Consider the following 26,266-nt stretch of genomic DNA (forward strand, 5'->3'; position numbering starts at 1 on the left):
TGGCAAGACTTCATTCAGCTAATACAAAAGAGCAGTAAACCACCGCCCAATGAATCAAGCAGAAACGCAGTTAAAACATTTACTAGAACGTTCACGGCTGAAACTGACCCGACCCTTCTCCAACGTTCAGCGCCGATTGATATACGTAATCAACGTCACCTACCTGCTATTAACCCCCATCTATCTGATCAGCGAAAAAATGGCCACGGGTCTGTACGTACCTGACAACCGGTTATGGTTCGTTTACGGCTTTGTTGGGTTAGCTAACCTCGTTTCGGGAATTTTCACCTTCGTTACCTTGAAAACAAATCACGTAACGATACTGGGGAAACGGCTGGATTCCTCCAAACTAAGAAGCGACTCGCGCGTTGAGCAGACGCTGCGCTGGACCAGTCTGGTATCGGTGATGTGTTTAAGTGTAGTTAACACTATGGGTATTGGCAATCCATCGACAGATTCACTACTGGCCGATTTTGCCTTTGCCCACTCATTGATTGTGCTGGCCGCCATTATCCTGGGCAGGACGGCTATGATCACCTGGTCGCTGGTGGTGATCGTGATATTGACATGGGTAACCTTTGGGAAGCTAGGGTATACGTATCGCTTTAACTACCTGACACCGGTGGAGTCCGTTCGCTACGAAAAGGCGCTGGGTCAACAACAAGCCTGGGCGCTTAAGCGGCAGGCTGTTCTTAGAGCCAATCACCTCAATCCGCCCCAGGCTTCGCGCTATTTCAATACCTGGATCATTTTTATCGGGGTGGCTACTGCCACTGCTTACTTTTTTGCCGGTGTAGCCCTCGACCTTTTCAAGATTATACCGGAGGTAACCGACGATATAAAAGATGCCATCGAGGCCACCAAAGTGGCTGAAGAACGCCGTTTACTGCAACAACAGGAAACATTAAGCACTGAACTAAAGGCGCTGAAAGCCCAGGTTAACCCCCACTTTCTATATAACACCCTGAACTATTTCTATATCAGGTCACAGGAAGTGGATCCGGAGCTGGCCGACTCGATTATCAAGTTATCAGAAATCATGCGCTACAGCATGCGAGAAGATTTTACTACGGCCCCACTGTCGGAGGAAATCAATTACATGAAGCAGTTTATCAGTCTACACCAACTACGCTATCCTATTTGCATGAACTTCACCGTTACCGGCAATGTGGAATCCAAGAACATACTACCTTTTATTCTCATTGGACTGGTGGAAAATGCCTTTAAACATGGCAATATGACTCAACCGGCGCATCCCTTCGTGATTGACATCAAGGCGAAAGAGGATCGTATCGAGTTTTTTACCACTAATCTGAAAAACAAAAAACAGCGGTTTAAGAGCCATAACATCGGGCTCACCAACACGCGTCAACGGATCGAACGTGCATACACCAACTACACATTTGATACCAATGAGACGGATGACACGTTTTCTTGTAACCTGATATTACTCAACTGATGGCCATGACCTGTTTAATACTTGATGATGAGGAACTTTGTGTGAATCAGCTTCGCAAATACATTGAAAAAGTGCCGACGTTGCACCTCAAAGCCAGTTTCACCAATCCCGATGATGCGCTTTTATACTTGGAGCGAGAAAAAGTAGATATCGTTTTTCTGGACATGGAGATGCCCAATCATGCCCTCGATGGGTTGGACTTTGCCCGTATCATGGGCGATTCACAGCGCTATATCTTTACCACTGCCCATCCTGAGTATGCCTTACCCAGCTACGAGCACAACGCGATTTATTTTCTCCACAAACCCTATCCGTTTGAGCATTTTACGAAAGCTGTTCAGCGAGCTAAACAGCTTTTGGAAGTGCTCGTCAGAGAAGATACTGCTCTGACAAACAACTACACGTTTGTACGCGTCGATGGCAGCTTACAGCGGGTTAATTTTGACGATATATGCTGGGTTGAAAGTGAGCGAAATGGTATTTGGTTCAACACGGAAACCAATCGATTCCACTCCGCTTTGACCATTAGTGATATGATGACTCGTCTTCCTAAACATCAATTTGTCCGCATTCACAAATCGTTCATCATACCTGTTAACAAGGCCGAGTTGATCAATAAAGATTCAATCAGTATCCTTAGGGAGGGCAAGCTTCACGAAATCCCGATTGGTGAGACGTATCGTAAAGAGTTTATTACCCTAATTGAGAATAAAGTGATGAAGAAATAAGAATCGCAACTGATCAACCATTCATTTTTTGGTTAGGACTGTACCGAATTAATCATTTATCAAAAAGCCACGCTCAGAATCTATGGGCGTGGCTTTTTGATTAGAGTTGGTGTCCTAGTGTAATCAACAGGTTTATACCGCCCATGCAATTTTCGCTAATACCTGGTGGCTGTCCCCAAACTTGCTCAGTGCGTCGCAATGGGTACGTAGCTCCGACATCAGTATATAGTGGAGGTGTGTTGGTCTGTTTGATAGAAGGACGGGTTAGCTGCATCTCAACTTCATTGCGTCGGCTGTTGGGAACGACTAAATATAACGTCGTGGCGTGGTCGGGCAGGAAGCAGCTTAAATCGGTCAGGCGCAGGATACCAGAGTAGATCGACGCACTTTTCTCAACCTCGAAGGCGCAGATAATTCGCCCCGTGCCTTTCTCCAGCCACACAATGTCAATCAGACTGATGGTTTGAGCGGTTTCAGGCGCAACGGGCAGCGTAGGTAAGCTGGGCAGGCTCAAAAACGAAAACGAATGACCGTTGTATTGGCGGGACATATCGTTTCGGGCAGCCGCGACATCGTACCCTAATGCACGCCCAATGGTCAGCAGATGATACTGCATCTCGCTGTGCGTTTGCTCCTCCTGTTGTTCATTGGCGATTTCCTTGTGACGTTTAGATAGTTGTTTTTCGATTTTTTCGCGCTCAACGACAGGTTGGTCGGCTAAACCCGGCACCAGTACATTGCCAGCTCCAACCTCGAATAACAGGCCCGCCAACGCGCCTAAGTCATTCGATAAAATGTGCCGGTATTCAGTATTTACCGCCAGCATCTTGTCCCGAATAGCTAAATACTCCGACCACGACCCCAGCTTACGTTTCTCGTTAAAAAGCCGGTTGTATCCGTTGATGATAGCCGTATTGAAGGGGGGCACCCAGGTCGGATGCAGGAAGTAGAGGATACTGGCTACGGCAGGCCCTAAGCCCTTAATCTTGTACGCATCAAGCCGTTTTATCTCGCTCACAATAGTTTCGGGCTTTATTGCCTTCAGGCAGCATTCCAGAAACTGGCCGAAATACCGTTTATGGTCCTGGTTCTCGTAAATATCCGGGATGCGTAGCTTCGGTTTCCAGTAAAACGGGTGGGATGCTCCCTCAAATAGTTGCTTCTGCTCGGTGATGCAACTCAGCACAAATTCGAGGGAACTACCCTTGAAGTCGTTGGGAAAGGAACCGTCTTTAATATCACTGATAACCTGTAACACCCCGCGCCGGATAGAACGGAACGCTTTCAGGCGGTCTTCATTGTGGAGAAACCAGCTTTGATACGTCAGATCAGGATTCTGTTTGTAATCGTCAATGAGGCCAGTTAGAGAAGAAGTAGGCATAGAGAGGATCAATGAGCCATTAATAAATGGCTAAGTTGAACAATGTACACCGATTTGCAAAGCTATCGTTGACAACAGATGCTGTCCACTATACTAAAAATTCTGTAATCCTATAGGGGTAATCTTGTAACAACCAGTCTGGGTAGTCGGCGGTTAATCAAAGACGCAATAAGCGCACTCAACTTATATGGAAAACTCAGTTCAACGGGCAACGTCTGTCTTGTTCCTGGCAGGGATCATGCTGGCTTGCGACACCAAAGAAGGCCTACAACCGCAGGCCCATGATGCCAATGTGTATCAACAAATCAACCATCGCATGATGGCAGAGATGGACAAAATGGTGGATACTAATGACCCTGACCACGATTTCTCGATGATGATGCGGATGCACCATCAGGGGGCCATTGATATGTCAAACGAAGAACTTAAATCTGGCGATAACCAGGCTATGAAGACGATGGCGGAACAAGTAATCACCGCCCAAACTTCGGAAATCAGCCAGTTTAGTCAATTCCTACAGGCGCACACGCCAGTTCCCATTGCGGCCGGTCCAACGTACAATGCAGAAGAAATGGAGTCAATGATGAAAATGATGCGGGCGCAGGATGTCCGTATCCTTACGGGTGACTCGGATGTGGACTATGCCCAGCTTTTGATCGATCACCATCAGAGTGCCCTGGAAATGGCAATGTCGGAGCTTAAATTCGGCGATGATGCCCAGACCCGTCAGATGGCAACCAAGATCATTGAGGACCAGAAGAAAGAAATTGGTATGCTGCAAGACTGGCTGAAAACCAACAAAAATTACTAACCAATACATTGTTTAACAAACGTTTATGGTAATGAAATCACATTTGATAAGTGCCGCTGTGTTGACCACAGTACTTGCTTTAACCGAGCCTATGTTTGCTCAAAGTGGCCAATCATCAGCCAGCAATGCCATGATGAAATCTATGCAATCGGGTATGACCAAGATGATGGGCATGAAAATGACCGGCGACGCCGATCATGATTTCGCTATTATGCTCAAAATGCATCACCAGTCGGCCGTCGATATGGCCGACCTGGAAACTAAGCAGGGGACTAACGCGCAAGTAAAGGCATTAGCAACCCGGATCAAGTCTACCAACCAGATGGAGATTAAGGAACTTGATCAGTTCCTGAGTAGCCATAAACCAATGTCATCCTCGTCGAAAGTAGGGAAGATGGGTATGGATATCATGCATAGCGGGACTCACTCGATGAATGGCAAAACCGATCATGATTTTGCCAGTATGATGGCGCAACATCATCAACAGGGTGTGGATATGGCTAAGGCATTCCTGAAGGAAGCTAAAACCGAGAAGATGAAAATGATGGCCAATAACGTTATTAAGGTGCAGACCAAAGAAATTGCCGAGTTGAAGAAACTGGAGGCAAGCCTGAAAGTATAATTCAGTTTGCCATTTGCCAATAACAAGACCCAACCGATCATAAAGAAGGTTGGGTCTTGTTGTTTTAGGTTGCCTGTTGAACGGCGATGTTTCCTCTACTTCATGTTGTGCTGCATACCACCCATGTTCTTCATTCCCCGCATCATGTTCATGACCATCACAGAGGGCGTAATTCGGAGATAAACTTCACCGGAAAGGGGAAACTTACCGTAGTAGGGTTGCAACGCCCGTTCAGGCATATTGCCTGTTAGCTGTGCGCCTAAGACTAAATCGGTGCTGGCATATTGAATGATCCGGTAGTTCATCCCCAATGTCAGGGCGTTGTTGACCAATACGCTCTGGTTAGGTATCTCCGCTTCTAGGCCAATTTCTTCGGGCGACTTGCCAACGTTTTCATAGCGACCGTAGAAAGCGGTACGGCCCATTTGCAAACTGCTTTCGGCCAGAAAAGCTTGTTCTCCCGTGCCGTGCGAATTGTTGAGCCCCCACACAAAGGCTGAAGTAACGTAGTGGTCAGCCCGGCTACCGAGCGGCACACTATGCAACACCGAAGCCGTTGTACGGGTCGTGTTGTCTTCGGGGTGCAGGTCTTCCGGGCTTTTGATGTACCCCTGTGAAAATTGCAGAGCCAGCGAAGGGGAGGGGTTGACCGAAATACGATATGAATAGCTGTCGAAACGGGGACGGTCGAAGTTCAGCCGCTGCTCATCAGGTTCCCGGCCTGTAAACCGGGACGTTTCCAACTTAACCCACTTGTAGCGGAAACCAGCCGTTGCCACCCCAAACAGAATGTGGGTAGCGTCCTCCCAATGGTGTCCCAATGGCGCATCGGGATTGTTAAACGTAGAAATGCGGTGCATAAAAGCGGGTGGCCCCAACGCTGGTTCGCCGGGATACCCCACGTAGCCATACAGGTCGATGTCTCTACTAAAGGCGTGGGTGTAGCCAATGGATAATTCAGAGAACAAATCGTGCGGGTGCTGCCGGTCAATCAGCGGCTGTCCTTTGTAAGACTCCCCCGACTGGAACAAGAGTGGATACCCACCGTTTCCAACCGTCAACGCATCCAAGGACACCATAGCCCGGACCAGTAGCAAACCCCGCTGACCGATTTGCCGTTGCGCCATGCCCATGAACCAGTTTGGCGCATCGAACTGCCGGTCGCTGCCCCGTTTATCCCGGTTGTTTGTGTTCTGGCTGTTGTACCGCAAAAACACGCTGTAATGGACCATGTAGCTCCATCTTTTGCCGTGCTTCATGTAGGCATACATTGGCGTGTTGTCGGGATGCCAGGACGTACCTGAACCGTTACGGTTCATTGGTAGGTTGCGTGAAAACGAGTGTGTCATCATCATGCCGGATGAATCGCCCATTGTGTGGTTCATGCCAGCCATGTTATCCATTGTGCCGTGATTCATTTGGCTATGGTCCATCGGCTTGGCTGTCGATGACATTTTTTTTGGTGTATCCGAAGTAGGTCGGGTGGTATCGGAGGCCATTGCCTTCATACCGGGCGTATGCTGATGTTGAGCTGCAACGGGTAGTATTAGCCAGCAACAGAGGAATAGGGTCGATAAAAATTTCATAACGTTGATTTTAAAGATCGCTTCCTACTGATTTAACTCTTCCAGCTTGGTCTTCATTTGCTGAATCTCTTTTTCTTGAGCCGTAATAATCTCGTCTTTCAGCCTAATAAGTTCTGGGTCTTTCAAATCAGCTTGTTTGGCCATCAGAATAGCAGCCGCGTGGTGCGGGATCATGGATTTGACAAACTGCCGATCTGATACAGCCGTTTGCTGGCGGATGAACAGAAAAAAGCCAACGAGAGCTACCGCACTCACGGCGATGATGATGGCGTTGCGCTGTTTATCCATGTACATCGCCGACATCAGCAGGACTTCAATGATAATCATGGGCATCGTCATCAGGCCGGCCATATAGAGCTGGTTGACGTTCGGAATGACGTTGGCAAATTGGTCAACCATCGAATACATCAGGACGTACATGGATATAAAGGACAGGACACCCATGATAGCCAGCTTTCCATACGGTTGCCCATTGGCAGCCCCATGACTGGACATAGCGTGACCAGACTGAGAAGATTGGGCGTGGCCCGTGTGTTGTTTATGCGCTTCCATAATTTAATTCGTTGAGTATCATTAAAACAAATAAGCAAGCCCAGCGTCTGCCGGGCTTGCTTACAAGATTCAGACCGTATGGTTGCAAAACTTTTGGAAATCAGGTCGGACGGCACCGCAGCGGCGAACCGTGGGCCGCTTCGCGTCGCTACGGCCTTGCAATCGGTTCGGCCTTATACCCCGCCTTTTCAATGGCTTTCTTTACCACCTCACCGATTCGGTTATCGGTAGTCTGCACGGTCAGAATTTTGTCGGGATTGGCCGTATCCACATTCCAGCCATCGAGTTGCTCAATGGCATTCAGATAGGGCGTGACTGCGGCAATACACCCACCGCATTTGATGTTAGTTTTGAAATTCAAGGTTTCCATAATTGGTTGTTATTCGGTTTGATTGAATGCAAAAGTCAGGTATTACAATTTTGCTGCCCGCAGTCGCAGGCTATTGCTCACCACCGACACCGAGCTGAGGGCCATCGCTGCCCCGGCAATCATTGGGTTCAGCAGGAAGCCGTTAATCGGGTATAATAGCCCGGCTGCTATCGGGATGCCAATAAGGTTATAAATGAATGCCCAGAACAGATTCTGCCGGATGGCCTGAACCGTTTTTTTCGATAGTTGCAATGCCCTTGGTACGCTGTTCAGGTCGGAAGTGATGAGTGTCATCTTGGCTACGTCCATCGCAATGTCGGAGCCGTGTCCCATGGCAATACTGACATCAGCCTGTGCTAGAGCCTGCGAGTCGTTGATACCATCGCCGATCATGGCCACTACCTTGCCCTTTGCCTGAAGTTCTTTAACGAATGCGGCTTTGTCGGCGGGCAGGGCCTCGGCCCGGAAGTCACTCAAGCCAACGGCTTTGGCCACGGCTTCGGCGGTTTGGCGATTGTCGCCGGTCATCATGTACACGGCAATACCCCGTTTTGTGAGCGTATCAATGGCTTCGCGGGACGTTTGCTTTACCGGGTCGGCAATGGCCAGCACCGCCAGAACGCGTGTCTGATCGGCGAAATACACAACCGTTTTCGCTTCGTTTTGCCAGCCAGTTGCCAACTGATGAACGGCCGGATCAGCCACAATACCACGCTCAATTAAAAGCCGGGCGTTACCCACGGCATATGTCCTATTTCCGTAGCGACCTGAAACGCCCCTACCTGTCAAACTCTCGAATCCTTCAAGAGTCATTCCGTTGATGCCATTAGTTCGCAGCCGCTCGACTACTGCATCGGCCAGTGGGTGTTCAGACTGGGCTTCCAGCGCGTACAGTATTGACGAGAGGTGAGTTGCCTCATCGTCGCCCACCTGCCAGACCAGATCCGTTACGGTCGGTTTACCTTCCGTAATGGTGCCGGTTTTATCCAGTACGACGGCATTGACTTTGTAACCGAGTTCCAGACTTTCCGCGTCTTTGATAAGGATGTTGTTATCGGCTCCCTTCCCTACGCCAACCATGATGGCCGTGGGCGTGGCCAGCCCCAACGCACAGGGACACGCAATGACCAGCACCGTCACAGAGGTTAATAGCGCGTGGGTGAGTGCGTTTTCCCCTCCAATGAGCATCCAAACCACGAATGTCAACAAGGCAATACCAATTACTATCGGCACGAAAATGCCCGCGATTTTATCCACCAACTTCTGAACGGGTGCTTTGCTCCCCTGTGCTTCCTGCACCATGCGAATGATTTGCGCCAGTACGGTTTCACCGCCCACTTTCTGTGCCGTGAAGCGGAACGCCCCTTTCTGATTGATAGTCCCGGCAAAAACTGGTACGCCAACCCGCTTCTCAACCGGCACCGGCTCTCCTGAAATCATGCTTTCATCGACAAACGACGTACCTGATTCGACAACGCCATCTACCGGAATCTTCTCACCCGGACGAACCACGATCACCTGCCCGACACGTACCTGAGCAATGGGCAACTCTCGTTCGCTACCCTCCTCGACAATACGTACCGTTTTGGGTTGCAGACCCATTAGTTTCCTGATCGCCGACGAGGTATTCGACTTAGCCCGCTCTTCAAGCAGTTTGCCCAATGAAATAAAGGCAATGACCACCGCAGCGGCTTCAAAGTAAACGTGAGGGTGCAACCCCTGGCTGTGCCAGAACTGAGGATACAGCGTATTGAAGGCACTAAAGACAAAGGCGATCCCGGTTGAAAGGGCCACCAGCGTATCCATATTGGCCTTACCGTGACGGGCCTGCTTCGCGGCATTCACAAAGTAAGATCGCCCCAGCCAGAACACCACCGGAGCCGACAGGGCCATCATAATCCAGTTAACGTAGGGCGTGGTCATGAAGAACATACCCAGAACGACCACCGGCACAGACAAAATACCTGCCCACAAGGTTCGTTTTTTCAGCGATTCGTAGTGCCGCTGTTGTGCTTCCCGCTGAACGGCCAGTGGGTCTTCCACATCAACCACCAGATCGTAGCCAATGGATTGCAGAACCTGCTGCATCCCGGCCGGGGTAATTACCAGGGCATCGTACTCGACCGTAGCCGACTGATTGGCGTAGTTCACGGCGGCCTTCACAACGCCGGGCGTATTGGTCAGCATCGACTCGACACTGACGGCGCAGGCCGCGCAGGTCATTTCCAGTACCGGGAACGTTTGGTGATTTAGCTTAGCCGTAGTTGCGGATGTTGTATGAGCCGTGATGGGCTGGGTCGTCATCATCGTTTTGTCAATTTGTTTGACAAAGGTCGCCGTACCTGCTACCCGCTTCGTTATATAATTACCCCGACCGTTTGTGAGATTTCAAGGGGAATTCGCTCAGGATGACGCACCATCAGGGCTTTGACTGCACCTGCTTACTCGGTTCCCTGCTGCACGGCTTTCTTCTGCTGACGTACCTGACGAAAATAAGAAGGTGTCAAACCGGTCTGCTGTCGGAACTGGCTGGAGAGATGCTGCACACTACTGTAACCCGTGCGGTGGGCAATTTCGGTAAGTGACTCGTCCGAATACACCAACCATTCTTTCACCTTGTCGATGCGCCTGAGAATGATATACCTCTCCAACGTGATGCCCTCCGTTTTTGTGAACTGCCCGCTGATGGTGTCATAATCCAGGCCCAAGGCGTTTTGAATCTGCGTTGATACCCGCATTTTGCTTTCACTCAGGTCAACAGCCTGTGCGAAATAGGCATCGACAAACGTTTTGGTTCGCTGGTGAATACTCACCTTTTGCTGGCCTTCAAGCAGACTAAATCCCTGCTTCGATAAAACAGATTGAATACGATCAAGGTCATTCGAGCTTAAAGGGTCATGTAACGTCACCTGTCCTAACTGCGCATCGAGAACATCGAAACCAGCCAGGGTTAGTTCGTTCTTAACAGCATCGATGCACCGGGCACACACCATGCCCCGGATTCGTAGCAAACCCGACTGGTATTCTGAGTTACCAGCGTACTGGTCCTCCGGTTGAACCACTTTTGTCATTGTTGTCTCCATCTCTATGAGGCACTACTTCATCGGATCGCCGAGTGGTGAGTACCGATACGGTAACAAACAAAGCTATGCGTATGAGCGATGACAGGGCTTGCAAAATTCGGGCTTGCCCTTGCAGAATTTTTGTAGTACGCTCCATTTTAGCATTCAGCGAGTTAAATAGAATAAGGCAGCGTGTTTTGCGCTATCAGAATGGGCAAGTAGAGCTAACACAATTAGGAACATGACATACCAGCACCGGTACACAATACACGGCTTGACGACCACCGAGCAGTCCGAAGCTATCCGAAACAGGCTGGTTGGTCAGCAGGGCATCATCGATGCCTTGCTGACAATTGACCCACCCGAAGCCATACTGACGGTTAAGCAGCATCCTTCCGTTGCCGACATACAGCAATTAGTGTCGACGGTTGGGTCATTTCACGTGATGGAAATCAATGATGAACCGGCCCCCATCCACACCCACCGTCAGGCAAGCAAGTCGCCTGTCGATCAAATGCATAATCATGAGACGCATGGCAACCACCCAGCGTCTGCTGCCGAATCGCCCGCTGAACAGCAAGCCCTACAACACATCGGCCACGATGGACACAGTAGCCCCGACAATCCCGAACAGCATCAGGGCGGAATCGGGATGGAACATGAGTCGATGAATCACGCCGGGATGAATCATAGCCAAATGAACCATGCGGGCATGAGTCACGGATCAGGGGGGCATGATCACGAGGCCATGATTGCCGATTTTTTACGGCGGTTCTGGGTATGTCTCGCTCTGTCGGTGCCGGTTGTCCTGCTGTCGATGATGTTTCGCGATCTTACAGGCTATACCCTTGATTTCCCCTACCGAAATGGAGTTGTGCTGGTGCTTGCGTCCATCATTTATGGCTATGGCGGCTGGCCGTTCCTGACGGGTATGGTAGGTGAGCTGCGAAATCGGCAGTTAGGAATGATGACCCTTGTCGCCGTAGCGATCACAACTGCCTACGTTTACAGCATTGTCGTGCTGGTGGGCTGGTTAAGTGGTATGGATTTCTTCTTCGAGCTGGCCACCCTGATCGACATTATGTTGCTGGGGCATTATTTCGAGATGAGATCGGTTGCTGGAGCCTCACGCTCTTTAGAGTTGATCGTACAAATGCTGCCTTCGGATGCCCACAAAGTGAATGGCGATACCATCAACGACGTAAACGTTACGTCGCTGACCGTTGGCGATGTGGTGCTGGTCCGGCCCGGCGAACGCATTCCGACGGATGGTGAAGTGGTCGAGGGGAATAGTGCGGTGAATGAGAGTATGCTGACGGGTGAAAGTGTACCGGTGCAGAAAACCGAACGCGACACGGTTATTGCCGGAGCAGTCAACGGAGAAGGGTCGCTCAAAATTAAAGTCACTCATCGGGGAGAGGATAGCTACCTCAACAAAGTGGTCAAAATGGTCGAAGAGGCTCAGACCGCGAAATCGCAAACCCAGACGCTGGCTGACCGGGCAGCGGGCTGGTTGACCATTATCTCTCTGTCGGTGGGGTTAATCACGCTCGTAACCTGGCTTTGGCTGGGTAAAGACGTTGCCTTTGCCGTCGAGCGGATGGTTACGGTTATGGTTACGGCCTGCCCCCACGCGCTGGGTGTGGCCATTCCGCTGGTCGTAGCCATCTCAACGGCCATCTCAGCCCAGAAGGGGTTACTCATTCGCAACCGGACTGCCTTTGAGGAAGCCCGAAAAATTACCGCAATGGTCTTCGACAAGACAGGTACGTTGACCGAAGGGGAGTTTGGCGTTACCCGCATCAAGATGTTAGCTGAAGGTATGGATGAGGCTACTTTGTTGGGGATGACAGCCGCTTTGGAACAACAGTCACAACACCCGATTGCTCAGGGCATTGTTCGCGAAGCCCAGAAAAGGAACGTAGCGCTGCCACCAATCAGCGGCTTTCAATCCATTACGGGCAAGGGCGTTTCAGCCACAGCAAACGGAAAATCGGTTGTGGTCGTCAGTCCTGGCTATCTGAAAGAAAAAGGGATTGAACTACCCGCCGATGCAACTGGAAGTAAAGCCGAAACGGTGGTGTTCGTGCTGATAAACGACCAACTGATGGGGTACATTGCCTTAGCTGACCGCATCCGGGATGATTCCAAAGAGGCCGTTCGACGCTTGCAGGAGTCGGGCATCAAGGTTTACATGGCCACCGGTGATAACCAGCAAGTAGCCGATGCTGTTGCTACCGAATTGGGGTTGGATGGCGTGTTTGCCGAGGTGCTGCCCGACCAGAAAGTAACCATCGTCAAGGACTTACAGGCGAAAGGCCAATTTGTAGCCATGACCGGCGACGGGGTGAATGATGCCCCCGCCTTAGCACAGGCTAACGTAGGCATCGCTGTAGGGTCTGGCACCGACGTAGCCGCCGAAACCGCTGACATCATCTTGGTCAACAGCAAACCCACCGACATTACTAACCTGGTTGAATTTGGTACGGCAACGTACCGCAAGATGATTCAGAACCTGTTTTGGGCAACGGGTTATAATGTGATTGCCGTTCCATTAGCTGCCGGGGTACTCTACCCCAATTTTGTGCTCAGCCCGGCCCTGGGTGCCGTCTTAATGAGTGCGAGTACAGTAATTGTAGCCCTGAACGCGCAGTTGCTGAAGCGTAACTTAAACACACCTTAAGTCACATTACAGCTTAAGCCAGTTAAAAATCAAGTGGGAGGCAAAGAGCAGATCAAGGAGAATGGTTACTATAGATATGCGAACGGCAGATCTAAACCAGCGGTTTTTATTTAAAGCAATTCCGGAGTTGATGAGGATCTGATCAATTAGATTGTGGTCCATGGCTGATGGCTGGTAGGGAAGCGTCTGCTGAGATTGTTCGCCATATAGTTCTATGAATTGAGATGTAGACAGTCTGGAGAGGTCCCCAAAGAACAGTAGATTGATATTGCTTTTTACATTGAGCCAATCTTGGGTGCTAATTTGTGACCGTTTTAGAATGCGGGAAAGTTGGGGGGTAAACGAAATGATTGCGAATAGGCTGGATACTGCCAGGAGCAAGATATTTATCGTGATAATTTCATGGGGTAGTATGCTCCATGCTTGTAAAAAGCCAAAGATGGCTGCTCCGTTGAACGCAGTCAGAGTCGCGTTTTTTGTCTCGGCGTATTTGAGCCAATCGTTTACGTTCGTGAAAATGGTTTTTAGATCTTCGCTCATTGATTTTCAATTAATTAAACTTTCCATACTAAACCTGAGCCATATACCTGACCCTTAAAATTAGGTATTGACACACTTTGGGGCTTCCACCATTTCTGAACCACATCATTCGCGTTCGAGTTGTGAGCCTTGTATCCATTAAAAACAGCTTCCGTAATGAGAATCGGTGCTGTCAGCGTTGTGCTTTCCTCGACATGAAAACTTTGTAGCTCTCCTCCTTTGTAGCTCAAAGTCTTAGCGGACTCGAACCAAGCGAGTCGCTTGACAAATTCATCCGGCTCATACGAATTCTTGAAGGTAAACTGACGATCTTGGGTTGTACCAAATAACGGGTTAAGGGAGCGGTTGCCTAATCCGCCAAAAGGACGGCCTAAAATCGAGAGCAACGATTTATAGGCGACATTCACCTTAGACGTTTTAATTTCCTTATTGGCTAAATCAGTTAATTTCGATGCGATGTTAGCTGGTTTACCAAGCCAGACCAAATTACGGTTGGTGTTGCGCTCTTCTCCTCTCCTGTATAAACCTGTTTTAAGAACTAACATTTCACCGTAATCCACACCAATTCCACAGGAAAAATCATTTGCCTTGAACTGCTCATTAATTTGGCGAGATACCATGTTCATTGTAATGGCGCAATGGACAGCGGAGGTAAAACAGGCATCTTTGGGAAATACAACCATTAGCCGGTCCCCAATGATATTTCTGACTTTCCCACCATGAAAGTCAGCTACGGTTATCATCGTTTTTGTGAACGCAGTATAGAGCCGCCCTAATGTGACGGGTTGATGACGAAGATTAAGTTGGGTAGAGTTGCGAATATCGATAAACAGAACGCAGGTTTCTAACTTCTTGGCCCGCTTAGTTTGGCCTGTTCCAAACGTCAATCCTGGGTCATCGAAACCAGGTACGTCGTTCGTCGCAGAGACATTGAACTGAAAGTCTGTGCTGAGAATATCTTGAATCTCAATGGCAACATCCTGAAGTACAGATTTTACACTCATTGTCGAATGATACTTTTGGTACTACTATAATTTACGCCTTTTAGGGGAGATTTCAAAATCACCGGGCCGATGAATGATAAAAGTCCTTTATCTGTTAAGACATCTGGTCTTTCTAATCGAATCTTCTCAATCAATTTGTCAACAGCAGACTTGCCGTAGTAGGTAACCGTTCGGTCCTCTGCCACTGATTCAAGCCGGTATAATTCAGTTATTGGTTTTCCGATAATTGTGTACTCAGGGTAGTAACTGCTTTTGTTGCGATAGTATCGAATACTACCAGCATGAAGGGCCACCTTTGAGAAGAATTGCGTATTATTAGTTAAACCAGTTACGTGCAAAGCACAACAAAACGCTTTGTAGATGCCTTTGTATAAGTCACCATCAAGAAACGGAGGACCAAAAACAGCGACGATGCCGTCGCCCATAATACGATCTACTTCGCCACCATATTCATATATGATCGGTATAATTAAATTATAGTATTCATCTAAGAAATCTGAAAGATCTTCTGACGAAAGTTCTGCGTAACGGCTTGAAAAGGAGCATATGTCTATGTAAAGAAGGGCTACATCTGCATCAAGGCCCAACTCGAAATAAGTCTCGAAGTCAATTCCTAGTCGACTCGATATCGACAGAAAAGCTTTTTCGAGACGGTTTGGGTTGATCGACTCCTTCAACAAGATCGACGAAACATCGCCTAACATTGCAAACTGACTTTCTGGCTTAAACCGTTTGTGTAGGGCTTGAATTTGGGAAAGGTTTGGCATAGATAACAAAGAATGCTCCGCAGCTTGTAACAAAGTTTTGTTAGCAATAAGTTACACTACTCCGAATCATTCTGTGTAGATGCTCATTCCCTCGCCTGTTACGGTTTTACCACCTCATGTAAAGTTTTCTGAACCGTGTGCCCAATGTCTGTTGAGCGATCATATTTACGTGGTGATAACACAACCTCTTACTATGACTTTTTAGAATCCCATTCTTATCTCTATTACCATACATAGATTTAGTCCAAGCGGTTGGTGAGTAAAATCGTCTCCAAACACCGATCCAGCTCATCCACTGACACGTACATATCGGCCTCTAATCCTTCTGCCCACCCTCCCGTTCCTGCCGGGCCGTGAAAGTAAGCGGAATAGCGAAGGCCCAGTTGCTCAGCTATATTTCGGTAGAAATCGGGGAAATAAGTCGGAGCGAACAACTCGAACAGATGGGTACCCGGTTGGCACCAGAGAATATTGACTAACGAGGCCCCGTGTGGACCAATGATGAACTCGGCATTTTGGTAGATAGCCACCTGTTCAGCTACTGAACGCGGCTTATCTTCGATCAACTCAATGTCATAGCGTCGCAACAGGTCAAGTAGCTCCGATTCATTGAGCACCCGCCGTCGCCCCGACCGGCTTATGTACACCCGATTACGTTTACCCGTCGGGGGAGAGAGCTTGGGTAAGATGCATTTGCGGAGTGCGTCGATGTCCGCTTTGTTCGGATAAAACCAATGACCCGTGTTGGCCAATACACATTGCTTAAAACCTATCTGCGTCGTGCGGCTGTCCACGATGTGGGCTGCGTCTATCTCTAGTAAGGAAAGGTATTCCCGTTCGTAAGCGGTGTTGAATAGGGGATAAGCGACGATGGCTTCGTTGAACGTGGTTTCAGGAATGGTTTCTTTTATCCGGCATAACTTTCCCGCCACTAACATCACGAAGTCAAAATAACCGCCCCAAACCACGCCATCCAGGTAATGACTCCAGGGAGCAATCAGGGTTGTGGTGCTGACTGGCTGGCGTTTCTTTCGGTGGAGGACGTTTCGGTAAAAGTCATCCGTGTTGATATCCAGACAAAAAATAAACTTCCGACTGCAAATTCCACCATAGGGAAGTTGCCGAAGCGTTCCATTGAACTGGCCTAAAATCCATACGGAAACAGGTTCAGTTTCTGACTGTATGGCAGGAAAATACACCCTGGCAGGATCACTCAGGTCAGCGACTTCAGCGAGCGAGAGTGAATTAGGTGGGTAAGTCAAGCGCTGATACGGTTCAAGCTGATAGGCTGTTTGTGGTTTATCTAAAAACTGAAACCCCAATCGACGATAGTACCAACGGGACCCTTTGCTTATCACCAGTTTAGCCAGTTTAGCAGGAATACGGCGAACGAGTTTTAGCCGACTCAACCAGGTTACGTACCAGGCTATTGGGGAGTATGTGGGTGGAGTAGCAGTCATGTTAGGTAAGCTTAGTCGGTTCGGCAAACGGAACGGCATCTTTGGGCGCGTCGCCCATCCCAAAATGGGCCTGTTTTTGGTTTTTGAAATACGTCTCCAACGCTTGCTTGCCGAACTGATGGAACACCACCGGCGTAACAATGATGTCAAGCAGCGTACTCGACAGCAGCCCACCCAAAATGACTGTGGCTACCGGATACAGAATTTCCTTGCCAGCCGCCGACGCATCCAGCGTGAGCGGAATCAGGGCCAGCGCGGCTACCAAAGCGGTCATCAGCACAGGAACCAGCCGTTCCAGCGAACCCCGGATAATCATGTGTTCCGAAAAGGTTTCGCCCTCCTGCTCGATAAGGTGGATGTAGTGCGAAATCATCATGATGCCGTTGCGGGAAGCAATACCCGTCAGGGTGATAAAACCCACCAGCGTGGCCACCGAAAACGTGCCGCCCGTCAGCATCACCGCTACTACGCTGCCAATCAGGGCCAACGGCACGTTAAGCATGATTTGCAGGACAATACGCGACGATTTGAAGTGGCTGTAGAGAACCAGAAAAATGCCCAGAATGGAAAAGATACTGAGCAATCCAATCAGCCGGGTAGCCTCCTGCTGACTCTCGAACTGACCGCCGTACTGCACAAAATAACCGGTTGGCAACTTCACGTCCTGCGCCACTTTTGTTTGTAGCTCCCTGACCGTACTGCCTAAGTCCCGGCCCTGCACGTTGCACGAAATCACGATTCGGCGAAGTGTATTCTCGTGCGAAATCGAGTTGATGGCACTGGTATAGGCAATATCAGCCACTTGCTCCAGCGGAATGGCGTTCCCCTGCGAATCACTGATCTCGGCGCGCTTAATCCGCTCAATATCAATCCGCTCGTCGTTCTCAACCCGAAGCAGAATGTCGAATGTTTTAGGCCCGTCGAGTACCTGCCCTGTTACTTTACCGTTATAAAATACCTCCAGGTTTTCGGCCACGCGGCCCGCCTGAATCCCGTAGCGTTGCAGGGCATCGCGTTTAAGTTTAACCACCAACTGCGGCACCATCACCTGCTTTTCAATCTGCACATCGACTACCCCCTGTATAGCACCAATTACCTGCCGAATCCGGTCGGCATTGGTGCGGAGTTCGTTTAGATCATTGCCAAAGAGTTTGATGGCCACCTGCGCCCGTACCCCCGACAGTAAATGGTCGAGCCGGTGCGAAATGGGCTGCCCGATGTTCACCGTTACGCCTTTCAACTGATCCATTTTCTGGCGGATGTCGGCCAAAATAGCCTCGCGTGAACGCTCCGAAGGTTTCAGATCGACTTCAATCTCGGAGTTGGCGGGCGGTTCAGCGTGTTCGTCCAGTTCGGCCCGTCCCGTCCGCCGACTCACAGATTGCACTTCCGGCACCTGCATGAGCAGCTTCTCGCCCACTACGCCAATCCGGTTCGACTCGGCCAGCGACGTACCTGCTGGGGCGGAGAAGTTAATCGTGAAGGAACCTTCGTTGAAAGGCGGGAGAAACTCCGTTCCGAAAAACGGCACTAAACTTGCTGCGGCCAGAATGAGGGCAACGGCCACGCCCATAATGAGCCGGGGTCGCGCCAAGCCCCAGTGCAACAGGCGCGTATCCTTCCGTTTCAACCAGCGCACCAATCCGCTTTCGTGCTCCTCATTATCCTCAACGGTTAGGGTAACGGCGGTCGGCCGCTGCCGGCGCTTTTTCCAGAATTGCCACCGGATCGGGCGGCTGGGGTTAACCAGTAAATAGCTACACAGAGCAGGGGTAACGGTGAGCGACACGACCAGCGAAGCCACGATACTAGTAATGTAGGCGATGCCCAGCGGAGCGAAAATACGGCCTTCGATACCCTGCATATAAAACAGCGGAATAAAAACTAGCACCACAATGATCGTGGCATAGACAATCGAGTTTCGGACTTCGGCACTCGCCCGGTAGATCACTTCGAGCGTCGGTTTGGGTACGTCTAACTGCCGGTTCTCGCGCAACCGACGGAACACATTTTCCACGTCCACGATGGCATCGTCCACCAGCTCACCAATGGCGATGGCCAACCCGCCGAGGGTCAGTGTGTTAATAGAGATGTCAAAGGCTTTGAAGATAATGGCCGAGACCACCAGCGAGAGCGGGATGGCTGTCAGCGTGATAATCGTGGTGCGGAAGTTCAACAGAAACAGAAACAGTACGATCACGACCAGGATAAACCCATCGCGCAACGCATCCTCGACATTCTGAAGCGAGGTCTCGATAAAGTGCCGTTGCTGAAACAGGTTTGGGTTTATTTTGACATCGCCCGGCAGCGTTTTTTGCAACTCAGCCAGGGCCGCTTCCACCTTTTTAGTGAGGTCAACGGTGCTGGCCCCCGGTTGTTTCTCAACGGTCAGAACCACGGCAGGCTTGCCGTTCACGCTGGCATCGCCCCGCTTAATCGCTCCGCCAGATTTAACCTCGGCAATCTGCGAGAGCAATACGGGCAGGCCATTTCGGTTGGCCACCACCGTGGCCGACAAATCACTCAGCGACTGTACCCGGCCCACATTCCGAATCAGTACTTCGGAGCCGTAACGGTCGAAAAAGCCGCCCGTGGTGTTCTGGTTGGTGCCCTGCATAGCCGCATCCACGTCGTCAATCGTCAGGCCATATTGCCGGAGTTTAGCTGTGCTGATGAGTACCTGATACTGCCGCCGTTCGCCCCCCATGGGAATCACCTGGGCCACGCCCCCAATGCTCATCAGCCGCCGACGAATCGTAAAATCGGCTAGTGTGCGGAGGTCGGCGGGGCTGGTGGTGTCCGCCGTCAGGCCCACGAGCATAATCTGGCCCATCACGGAGCTGATCGGCCCCATCACGGGCGTAATGCCGGTAGGCAGTTGCACGGTCTGGAGTTTTTCAGCGGTCAGTTGCCGGGCGCGGTAAATATCAGTCTCCCACCCAAACTCCACAAACACCAGCCCCAGCCCCGGCGAGGCCACCGACCGCACAATTTCGACCCCCGGCGAGCCGTTGAGGGCCGTTTCGACGGGCAGAATTACCTGCGTTTCAAGTTCTTCGGGAGCCAGGCCGTTGGCTTCCAGAAACACCGTCACGCGGGGCCGGTTAAGGTCGGGCAATACATCGACGGGCAGGTTGACAACCGTGTAGACCCCGTAAACCAGCACTAAAGCGGCAAACGCCACCACGAACAGGCGGTTGGCCAGCGAGAAATGAATGAGTCGATTGAGCATAGCGAAAAATACCCCTCTCCGTTGAAGCGGTCCGCCCTTGCGGAGAGGGGCCGGAGGATTACTATTACTTCACAATAATCACGTAATCGGTCGTGCGGACTTTGCCATCGGCCTGGAACTGTACCCAGCCCCGATAGACACCCGCTTTCTCGAAGGTGGTGTGCAGGTCGAATTTGCCGTCCTTCACTTCGGGGTGAACGTGCAGATAGTTTTTGTCGTCGATACCTACCACGACCATATGTGCTTTGGCTCCTAAATAATTTTCGAGCGTCGCGGCATCCAGTTCCTTACCGCCTTTTTTCAGTACACCCTGAATATGAGCCAGTTTGCCGACCTCAAACGTGCCACCCTCCGGCACCAGATCGAGCGTATATCCATCTACCGTCGAACTGAGTTTAGGGGCTGAATACGTGACGGGCGTGTAGGGTGTGCCACCAACCGAGAGGTTTATCTTCTCCAACTGAGCGTTGCCGCCGGTGGGCATATAATCAGCAAAGAGAATGTAGTCTCCGCCTTTGGGAAAGCGCGTTTCGTTTTTGCCCGGCCCTTCCGAGTAGGCTTTGCCCGCTGGTAACACCGAAATGTCGTAGCTGCCTGATGCCTGATAATCGGGGTGAATGTGTTCGAAATACGACAAGTCTTTCGAGACCACGATCAGGTGAATTTTCTTTTCATGGTGCAATTCAAGTGGGACGAGTTCGCTTTCGCTGCCCTTCACCCCTGGCGTAAACGAAAACAGGGCCGCTTTACCCGCTTCTACAGTAGCAGGGTTGGCTTTAAAATTCATCAGGTACGTCTTACCGTTGCTCTTGCCCGCGTTGTCGTTGTGTTCGAGTTTCATGCCGCACTTGGGGCACATATCGCCTTCTTTGCCCGTCACTTCGGGGTGCATCGGGCAGGCATAGGTATGTTCGCCACTGTGTTCATGACCATCTGCGTCGGTCGTGCCAGCCGTGTTAACAGCGGTGGTTTCGGTAGTCGATTCGGATTTATCAGTCTGGTTGCAGGAACTTACAAACAAATTCGTACTCAGAGCCATCAAAACGACAGCTATTGTTTTTACCTGGTTATTCATGGTTATCGATTGGTTGTACTGAAAAACATTACTGATTTAAATAAATCATTTTGGCCTGGTAGGTGCCACTGACAATCACCCGCTCGTCGGCTTCAGCACCGCTAAGAATTTGGGTAAACTGCCCGTTGTCGGCTCCCGTTGTCACGTAAGCCAGGCTGACTACTTCGGGCGCGTCCTTGATGAATACGACGGGCTTGCCGTTCATTTCGCTGATGGCTGCATTGGGAACCGACAGTCCCCGCGTCCCCTGCGCCGACTGTACCCGGATGGTGACAAACTCGCCGATTTTGAAGCTCCCGCCTGCGTTGCCCATCTCGAACAGCAACCGCTGCGACTGGTTGGAGGCATTGATCGTCTGCGCCTGTGACAGCAGTCGGGCTACCCCCCTTTTGCCCGCATCGTTCACTCCCTCAACCCCGAAGGCTTTTGCCTGCCGAAGCACCGCCAAATCTTTATCGAATACCTGGGCTTCAATATAAATTGTGCCCAGATTGGTGATGGTAAACAACGTTTCGCCCACGTTCACGGTGGCCCCAATAGCCGCCGTAAATGGCCCGACAATGCCCCCTACAGGGGCACGCAAGGCAATGGAACGGGCATTGCCCCGACCGCCTTGAGCAATACTATTGAAAACCTTCAGGTTGGCCTGCGCCCGGTTCAGGCGGGCTTCGGCTGCGGTGATGTCTCGCTTAGCGGCAATGTCTTCTATGGTTTTAAGCCGTTCATAGTCTTTACGGGCTACCTCCAGTTCGGATTGTAAATTGTTGCGCTCGGCTTGGAGGTTAATCTGAGTAGCTGCATCAATCGTTTGCTCCACAATAGCCAGCGTCTGCCCCTTGCTCACCGTTTGCCCCACCCGAACCAACAGCGACGTTAAGCGGCCTACCTGCGGAGACTGCACCACGGCCTGCCCCGTGGAGGACGGAATGACGGTACCGGCCACAGTAGTGGTTTGGGCCTGTTCCCCCGTTACTAGACGCTGAGTCAGGATGTTGAACAAAAACTGAGTCTCTTTCGGAACGGCAAACGTACCTGACGCGGCTCCACCCCCGGTAGCTCCTGCGCCATGGTCTTCGCCACCGTGGGCCGTGGCGGGTTGCCAGTTGGCCGTTGGCAACAGACAAAACAGCACCACCCCCCCCGCTGCCATGCGCCGGTTGCGGGTTCGCATCAGTAAAAACATCAGGATCATGCCGAGAAGCAAACCGCCCCCCCCCAATAGGTAAGGGTTTTCGTACCAATGGGTGGACGTGGTGGCGGGAGCCGATGCAGTAGCTACCGGCAGGTCTTTCCCCACCTCGATGCCTGGCAACAGCAACAGGTCGGCACCCGGCACGGCGTTCAGGCTCACGGTGAGGCTGTAGGTTCTTTTGGCGGGAAATGTCCCGCTTAGTTCGTAAATACCTTTTCCGATTGGTTTTACGGCCAATGCCAGCTTATCGGCTTCAGGACTACTCAGTTTCAGCGTTGCTCCCTCCACGGGTCGGTTGTTGTCGAACTCGTTGATGTACAGGCGTAGTTTGCCCGTTTCACCCGCTTCCAATGGCTCGTAGTGCAATACTAATTCGTATTTGTCCGAGATGGCCTGACTTGTAAAGTATGTCATGCCCTTGCCGGTAGGGGCGGTTGCTGCCCCGTGATCTTCACCCCCGTGGGCTGTCGCTGGTGGCGAACCGGCTAGCAGCCAGATCAGGGCCGTGAATAAGGTTAGCTTGCTCATAGATTTCCCGTTAAATAGTTGATCGTCAACAGCGATTGGTTATGACTCCTAAGCGCATCCAGGTAGCGCAAGCGAATGGCGTACGCATCGTTGATAGTTCGCAGAAAACTTACATAGTCATTTTGTCCGGCCCCAAACAGTCGCCGGGCAGTGTTGATGAGGTCGTCGGACTGCCGAAGTCCGGTCGTTTCGTAGTAGTCGAGGGAGGCCCTGAATTTCTCAAAATCGCCCTGCGCCTGTTGCAGATCCACCGACAGTGTTTGCACTTGCGCCGAGGTACGTTGCCGGGCCAGTTGCAACCCCGTTTGGGCGGCCACCGTGCGGCTTCGATACTGCCCAAACCAGACGGGCAGCGTCAGCCCGAATCGGAACCGGAGTTGGGTGGGCGTTTCCCGCGACGACTGATTGTAGTAGCCGACCATGATTCCGGGCAACGACCGGGCGCGTTCTAATCTAATTTGCTGTTCACTGATGACCTCGGTCTGTCGCAAAAAAGCCAGCGCCGGATTCTGCCCCACTGCTACCGAATCGGCATTACCCAGCGCGAAAACGGCTTGATTTCGCACCAATCCGTCCACCCGAATGGGTTCGTTACGACCCGATAGCCGCCCTAACTGCCGGACAACAGTTTGCACATCGGCGGTGGCCTGCGCTAGTTGGTTTCTGACTTCTCCCGCCTGCGATTCGGCGAAGGCTTTGGCGAGATAGTCGATTTGCCCGGCCACAAACTGCCGACCCGCCGTTACCCGAAGTTGATTATACACACTGTCCTGCAACTGATACTGTTGCCGAAGGGCTTCGGCGTATTGCAGAGCCAGGTAGAGGGTACGTACCCGGAATCGGATGTCGGTTTGAGTAATTCGTTTTTCGGCCTGAGCCAGCCCAGTTTGCCCTTTTTGCAGGTCATACTGCCGTTTATAAACCGTGGGCAACTGAAACGACTGGTTCACGCCAATGGTGTAGAATTCACCGCTTGGGCTGTCGGTAAACACATCCAGATTCGGTATAGAATAAGCCCCTTTCAGCAGTTGGTCCGACTGACGAATGCTCAGATCAGCCGCCCGAATCGCCGGGCTATTGGCCAGAACGAGATCAATGACCTCTGTTTCGGAGACCGTTTTCTGGGCAACACCAGGCAGTGCAAACCCCCAGCCGATACATAGAAAAATCAGTCGTTTCATGAAAAAACAGGTAAGAGAACAGGGTGTTGACGTTGAATCATATCCAGTCCAGCGGATTGCGGTCAGCCGTATGTTGGTTTCTATAAGCGGCTGGGGTCAGGCCCGTTATTTGCTTAAACTGATTGGTCAGATACGCTACACTGCTATATCCCAGTTGTTTACTGATATCGCTTATGGGTATTTCGTTATAACTCAGCAGTTCCTTGGCCCGCTCGACCCGCTGAAGTATCCAGAACTTCTCAATAGTCAGATTCTCGGTTGTTGAAAACAGGTGACTCAGGTGCGCGTAGTCCAGCCCAACATTGTCGGATAAATAATCAGACAATGTTGTCCGCAATTCGGCGATACGACCGCTTTGAATCAACTCAATAATCAGCGTTTTAACCTGATTAACGACACGGGTCGTTTTATCGGTTAATAGGGAGAAGCCGTGCCGCTCAAGCATCGGGCTAATGATGGTTAAGTCAGGAGGTGACTGAGCGTCGGTCCGGTCCTCAATCACGGCCTTGCCTAATTCGACCCGTGCCACCGAAAAGCCCAGCCGTTCCAGTTCGGTACGCACGACCCAGATACAGCGGTCGCACACCATGTTTTTTATAAAGAGTTCCTGTAGGGCCATCGGCTGTAAGTGTCCCCAAAGACCGCCTAATCGGAATCTTCGGGGTGGTTTAACCGCATCAGCGGGTCGGCTTAAATTTCTTCTTTTACTGATCCGCACTTCAGCATCTTGTCGCCGTAGTAGGGGTTACGTACTTCTTTTTTGTCACTGAGCCAGGACGCACCTTTTCCGTCAGCCGCCATTGGACAGAATTGCACGTAAGTTGGGGCCGGTACCGCACCGGCGGACCGGCCGGAGCGGGCCATCCGCTTGGCGGGTTTGGTGGCTTTTGCCAACGCGATCATGCTGGTCGAGAGGCCCTCAAAGGCTTCGCGCTGCGTGTCCACGTCGTTACTTTTGCTGATGTCAGCCGCTTTGGTTTTTGCCGTTGCCATTGCCTTTTTATCGGTAGCCGACAGGTTGGCTGCATTCACTTTACCAAGGGCGGCTACTAACTCGGCTGCGCTGGTTTTGGCTTTGGCTGCATCGGTAGACACTAAGGCATCTTTCACGTTGTAATAGGCCGTAAGTACCGGGGCGGTAGTCTGCGCCGACGCGATGAAGGAACTTAGTGACAGGGTTACAGCGGCAATTGTCAATCGTATGGCTTTCATGATATAATGAAATTTATTTTTTCAAACTGATTTTAAGCGTTGGTAATCAATGGATTGTTCCCCCGTTTAGGCTTGCGCCGTAATTGGGGGGATGAAATGAAATACAGCGTAAAGCCGGATGCGACGGTCAACAGGCCCAGTACCGAAAAAGCCCGGAGTAACCCGTTATTAAAATCGTCGCGGCCTTCGTAATCCATCGTGTGGAGCATCCAGAGTACGTCGAAAATGCGCCAGGGGTCGGTTCGCACACTTTGCACCGTACCCAGTTGAGCCGCTACATAAACCGTTGCATGAGCTGGTTGCCGGAACGTGATGGCATAAGCGGGCAGAGGTTTTTCTCGGTACTCATGGTGGCTATTGGTTGTCGTCAGGTACTCGATACGTTCAACAGCCGATGAGCCAGCAAAGCGTTGTTGGGCTAACGCCGTCGCTTCGGCCTGCGTTAATTCGCCCCGTAGTTGCCCCGTCCTGGCATTGGCCAACTGCGTCTGCGTCATTGTGTGGCCATCTTTGTGGTGCATTCGGTAACTCAACTGGTATACCGGTTCGTTTCTTACCTCTATGAGGTTGATGCTTAGTACCGAATCAATGCTTTTTTGCTCCAATGCCTGTAAGGGAACCGATGGTGAAACCAGCAACTGCGAGACCGAAAAACCGGCAGCCGGGCGTTTAAGGTGATCGCCGTGGATGTCGTCGAGGTTCGACCAACTGAAATACAGGCCACCTACCGTCCAGAGCAGGAACTGAATGCCGATAAATAGCCCCAGATACCGGTGGGTCTTACGAATGCGTATGTGCCAGGTACGGTTCATCAGAGTTGT

The 26,266-nt window shown here is 51.0% G+C and carries 21 protein-coding genes and 1 pseudogene; 5 read left to right on the forward strand and 17 right to left on the reverse strand.

All coding sequences use genetic code 11. The annotated features are described in order from the left end of the window. Window positions 1–49 precede the first annotated feature (49 nt). Complete coding sequence (locus tag ACAW87_RS23570; protein WP_370726114.1) at window positions 50–1,459, forward strand: sensor histidine kinase; 1,410 nt, start codon at window positions 50–52, stop codon at window positions 1,457–1,459. Then, window positions 1,459–2,187: a LytR/AlgR family response regulator transcription factor gene (locus ACAW87_RS23575; protein ID WP_370726115.1), complete on the forward strand. Its 729-nt coding sequence runs from the start codon at window positions 1,459–1,461 to the stop codon at window positions 2,185–2,187. Before ACAW87_RS23570 ends, ACAW87_RS23575 begins: the two co-directional genes overlap by 1 nt. A 132-nt stretch (window positions 2,188–2,319) precedes the next feature. Here the strand turns inward: ACAW87_RS23575 and ACAW87_RS23580 are convergent. Further along, window positions 2,320–3,568, reverse strand: a pseudogene (locus ACAW87_RS23580) (type II restriction enzyme NmeDI-related protein). A 187-nt stretch (window positions 3,569–3,755) separates the two neighbouring features. Here ACAW87_RS23580 and ACAW87_RS23585 point away from each other — a divergent pair. After that, window positions 3,756–4,379 carry a DUF305 domain-containing protein gene (locus ACAW87_RS23585; RefSeq protein WP_370726116.1) on the forward strand — a complete coding sequence of 208 codons (624 nt, stop codon included), beginning with the start codon at window positions 3,756–3,758 and terminating at the stop codon, window positions 4,377–4,379. A 31-nt stretch (window positions 4,380–4,410) separates the two neighbouring features. Continuing rightward, entirely contained in the window at window positions 4,411–5,001 is a 591-nt protein-coding gene (locus ACAW87_RS23590) for a DUF305 domain-containing protein (RefSeq protein WP_370726117.1), read from the forward strand. A gap of 95 nt (window positions 5,002–5,096) precedes the next feature. Here ACAW87_RS23590 and ACAW87_RS23595 read toward each other — a convergent pair whose 3' ends face one another. The 5 genes from ACAW87_RS23595 to ACAW87_RS23615 all read right to left on the reverse strand — a co-directional run bounded on the left by ACAW87_RS23595 (window position 5,097) and on the right by ACAW87_RS23615 (window position 10,580). After that, the gene (locus ACAW87_RS23595) at window positions 5,097–6,587 is read right to left on the reverse strand and encodes a hypothetical protein (protein ID WP_370726118.1); all 1,491 of its coding nucleotides are present in this window, start codon (window positions 6,585–6,587) and stop codon (window positions 5,097–5,099) included. Between the two features lie 24 nt (window positions 6,588–6,611). Next, complete coding sequence (locus ACAW87_RS23600; RefSeq protein ID WP_370726119.1) at window positions 6,612–7,139, reverse strand: DUF305 domain-containing protein; 528 nt, start codon at window positions 7,137–7,139, stop codon at window positions 6,612–6,614. A gap of 148 nt (window positions 7,140–7,287) precedes the next feature. Further along, complete coding sequence (locus ACAW87_RS23605; RefSeq protein WP_166694077.1) at window positions 7,288–7,509, reverse strand: heavy-metal-associated domain-containing protein; 222 nt, start codon at window positions 7,507–7,509, stop codon at window positions 7,288–7,290. A 42-nt stretch (window positions 7,510–7,551) separates the two neighbouring features. Further along, window positions 7,552–9,813, reverse strand: coding sequence for a heavy metal translocating P-type ATPase (locus ACAW87_RS23610; protein WP_370726211.1), 2,262 nt, complete (start codon window positions 9,811–9,813; stop codon window positions 7,552–7,554). 137 nt (window positions 9,814–9,950) lie between these two features. Next, window positions 9,951–10,580 carry a helix-turn-helix domain-containing protein gene (locus tag ACAW87_RS23615; protein ID WP_370726120.1) on the reverse strand — a complete coding sequence of 210 codons (630 nt, stop codon included), beginning with the start codon at window positions 10,578–10,580 and terminating at the stop codon, window positions 9,951–9,953. A 505-nt stretch (window positions 10,581–11,085) separates the two neighbouring features. Here ACAW87_RS23615 and ACAW87_RS23620 point away from each other — a divergent pair. Next, window positions 11,086–13,254, forward strand: coding sequence for a heavy metal translocating P-type ATPase (locus tag ACAW87_RS23620; protein ID WP_370726212.1), 2,169 nt, complete (start codon window positions 11,086–11,088; stop codon window positions 13,252–13,254). 6 nt (window positions 13,255–13,260) lie between these two features. Here the strand turns inward: ACAW87_RS23620 and ACAW87_RS23625 are convergent, their stop codons facing one another. From ACAW87_RS23625 to ACAW87_RS23675, 11 genes are all read right to left on the reverse strand, one after another. Next, entirely contained in the window at window positions 13,261–13,794 is a 534-nt protein-coding gene (locus ACAW87_RS23625) for a Pycsar system effector family protein (RefSeq protein ID WP_370726121.1), read from the reverse strand. 14 nt (window positions 13,795–13,808) lie between these two features. Continuing rightward, entirely contained in the window at window positions 13,809–14,798 is a 990-nt protein-coding gene (locus ACAW87_RS23630) for an adenylate/guanylate cyclase domain-containing protein (protein WP_370726122.1), read from the reverse strand. Then, window positions 14,795–15,598: an adenylate/guanylate cyclase domain-containing protein gene (locus ACAW87_RS23635; RefSeq protein WP_370726123.1), complete on the reverse strand. Its 804-nt coding sequence runs from the start codon at window positions 15,596–15,598 to the stop codon at window positions 14,795–14,797. Before ACAW87_RS23635 ends, ACAW87_RS23630 begins: the two co-directional genes overlap by 4 nt. A gap of 206 nt (window positions 15,599–15,804) precedes the next feature. Beyond that, window positions 15,805–17,025: a glycosyltransferase family 61 protein gene (locus tag ACAW87_RS23640; RefSeq protein WP_370726124.1), complete on the reverse strand. Its 1,221-nt coding sequence runs from the start codon at window positions 17,023–17,025 to the stop codon at window positions 15,805–15,807. 1 nt (window position 17,026) lies between these two features. Then, a complete protein-coding gene (locus tag ACAW87_RS23645; RefSeq protein ID WP_370726125.1) occupies window positions 17,027–20,257 on the reverse strand; it encodes an efflux RND transporter permease subunit in 3,231 nt (1,076 codons plus the stop codon). A 64-nt stretch (window positions 20,258–20,321) separates the two neighbouring features. After that, the gene (locus ACAW87_RS23650; protein WP_370726126.1) at window positions 20,322–21,332 is read right to left on the reverse strand and encodes a DUF8832 domain-containing protein; all 1,011 of its coding nucleotides are present in this window, start codon (window positions 21,330–21,332) and stop codon (window positions 20,322–20,324) included. Between the two features lie 28 nt (window positions 21,333–21,360). Continuing rightward, window positions 21,361–23,052 (reverse strand): efflux RND transporter periplasmic adaptor subunit, encoded by a 1,692-nt coding sequence (locus ACAW87_RS23655; RefSeq protein ID WP_370726127.1) that lies wholly within the window; start codon window positions 23,050–23,052, stop codon window positions 21,361–21,363. Further along, a complete protein-coding gene (locus ACAW87_RS23660) occupies window positions 23,049–24,233 on the reverse strand; it encodes a TolC family protein (protein ID WP_370726128.1) in 1,185 nt (394 codons plus the stop codon). The genes ACAW87_RS23655 and ACAW87_RS23660 overlap by 4 nt, the downstream gene beginning before the upstream one ends. A gap of 37 nt (window positions 24,234–24,270) precedes the next feature. Then, window positions 24,271–24,852, reverse strand: coding sequence for a helix-turn-helix domain-containing protein (locus tag ACAW87_RS23665; protein ID WP_370726129.1), 582 nt, complete (start codon window positions 24,850–24,852; stop codon window positions 24,271–24,273). A gap of 71 nt (window positions 24,853–24,923) precedes the next feature. Next, entirely contained in the window at window positions 24,924–25,445 is a 522-nt protein-coding gene (locus ACAW87_RS23670) for a DUF3347 domain-containing protein (RefSeq protein WP_370726130.1), read from the reverse strand. 32 nt (window positions 25,446–25,477) lie between these two features. After that, window positions 25,478–26,257 carry a hypothetical protein gene (locus tag ACAW87_RS23675; RefSeq protein ID WP_370726131.1) on the reverse strand — a complete coding sequence of 260 codons (780 nt, stop codon included), beginning with the start codon at window positions 26,255–26,257 and terminating at the stop codon, window positions 25,478–25,480. Window positions 26,258–26,266 lie beyond the last annotated feature (9 nt).

Origin of the sequence: Fibrella aquatica (assembly GCF_041321135.1) — a bacterium.
Lineage (GTDB): Bacteria > Bacteroidota > Bacteroidia > Cytophagales > Spirosomataceae > Fibrella > Fibrella aquatica.

What these genes read in the sequence shown, in the direction of transcription:
- ACAW87_RS23670 (WP_370726130.1), bottom strand. Translation starts at nt 25,445, where the DNA reads ATGAAAGCCATACGATTGACAATTGCCGCTGTAACCCTGTCACTAAGT.
- ACAW87_RS23615 (WP_370726120.1), bottom strand. Translation starts at nt 10,580, where the DNA reads ATGACAAAAGTGGTTCAACCGGAGGACCAGTACGCTGGTAACTCAGAA.
- ACAW87_RS23640 (WP_370726124.1), bottom strand. Translation starts at nt 17,025, where the DNA reads ATGACTGCTACTCCACCCACATACTCCCCAATAGCCTGGTACGTAACC.
- ACAW87_RS23645 (WP_370726125.1), bottom strand. Translation starts at nt 20,257, where the DNA reads ATGCTCAATCGACTCATTCATTTCTCGCTGGCCAACCGCCTGTTCGTG.
- ACAW87_RS23610 (WP_370726211.1), bottom strand. Translation starts at nt 9,813, where the DNA reads ATGACGACCCAGCCCATCACGGCTCATACAACATCCGCAACTACGGCT.
- ACAW87_RS23625 (WP_370726121.1), bottom strand. Translation starts at nt 13,794, where the DNA reads ATGAGCGAAGATCTAAAAACCATTTTCACGAACGTAAACGATTGGCTC.
- ACAW87_RS23650 (WP_370726126.1), bottom strand. Translation starts at nt 21,332, where the DNA reads ATGAATAACCAGGTAAAAACAATAGCTGTCGTTTTGATGGCTCTGAGT.
- ACAW87_RS23575 (WP_370726115.1), top strand. Translation starts at nt 1,459, where the DNA reads ATGGCCATGACCTGTTTAATACTTGATGATGAGGAACTTTGTGTGAAT.
- ACAW87_RS23675 (WP_370726131.1), bottom strand. Translation starts at nt 26,257, where the DNA reads ATGAACCGTACCTGGCACATACGCATTCGTAAGACCCACCGGTATCTG.
- ACAW87_RS23590 (WP_370726117.1), top strand. Translation starts at nt 4,411, where the DNA reads ATGAAATCACATTTGATAAGTGCCGCTGTGTTGACCACAGTACTTGCT.
- ACAW87_RS23585 (WP_370726116.1), top strand. Translation starts at nt 3,756, where the DNA reads ATGGAAAACTCAGTTCAACGGGCAACGTCTGTCTTGTTCCTGGCAGGG.
- ACAW87_RS23665 (WP_370726129.1), bottom strand. Translation starts at nt 24,852, where the DNA reads ATGGCCCTACAGGAACTCTTTATAAAAAACATGGTGTGCGACCGCTGT.
- ACAW87_RS23630 (WP_370726122.1), bottom strand. Translation starts at nt 14,798, where the DNA reads ATGAGTGTAAAATCTGTACTTCAGGATGTTGCCATTGAGATTCAAGAT.
- ACAW87_RS23660 (WP_370726128.1), bottom strand. Translation starts at nt 24,233, where the DNA reads ATGAAACGACTGATTTTTCTATGTATCGGCTGGGGGTTTGCACTGCCT.
- ACAW87_RS23620 (WP_370726212.1), top strand. Translation starts at nt 11,086, where the DNA reads ATGCATAATCATGAGACGCATGGCAACCACCCAGCGTCTGCTGCCGAA.
- ACAW87_RS23600 (WP_370726119.1), bottom strand. Translation starts at nt 7,139, where the DNA reads ATGGAAGCGCATAAACAACACACGGGCCACGCCCAATCTTCTCAGTCT.
- ACAW87_RS23595 (WP_370726118.1), bottom strand. Translation starts at nt 6,587, where the DNA reads ATGAAATTTTTATCGACCCTATTCCTCTGTTGCTGGCTAATACTACCC.
- ACAW87_RS23570 (WP_370726114.1), top strand. Translation starts at nt 50, where the DNA reads ATGAATCAAGCAGAAACGCAGTTAAAACATTTACTAGAACGTTCACGG.
- ACAW87_RS23655 (WP_370726127.1), bottom strand. Translation starts at nt 23,052, where the DNA reads ATGAGCAAGCTAACCTTATTCACGGCCCTGATCTGGCTGCTAGCCGGT.
- ACAW87_RS23605 (WP_166694077.1), bottom strand. Translation starts at nt 7,509, where the DNA reads ATGGAAACCTTGAATTTCAAAACTAACATCAAATGCGGTGGGTGTATT.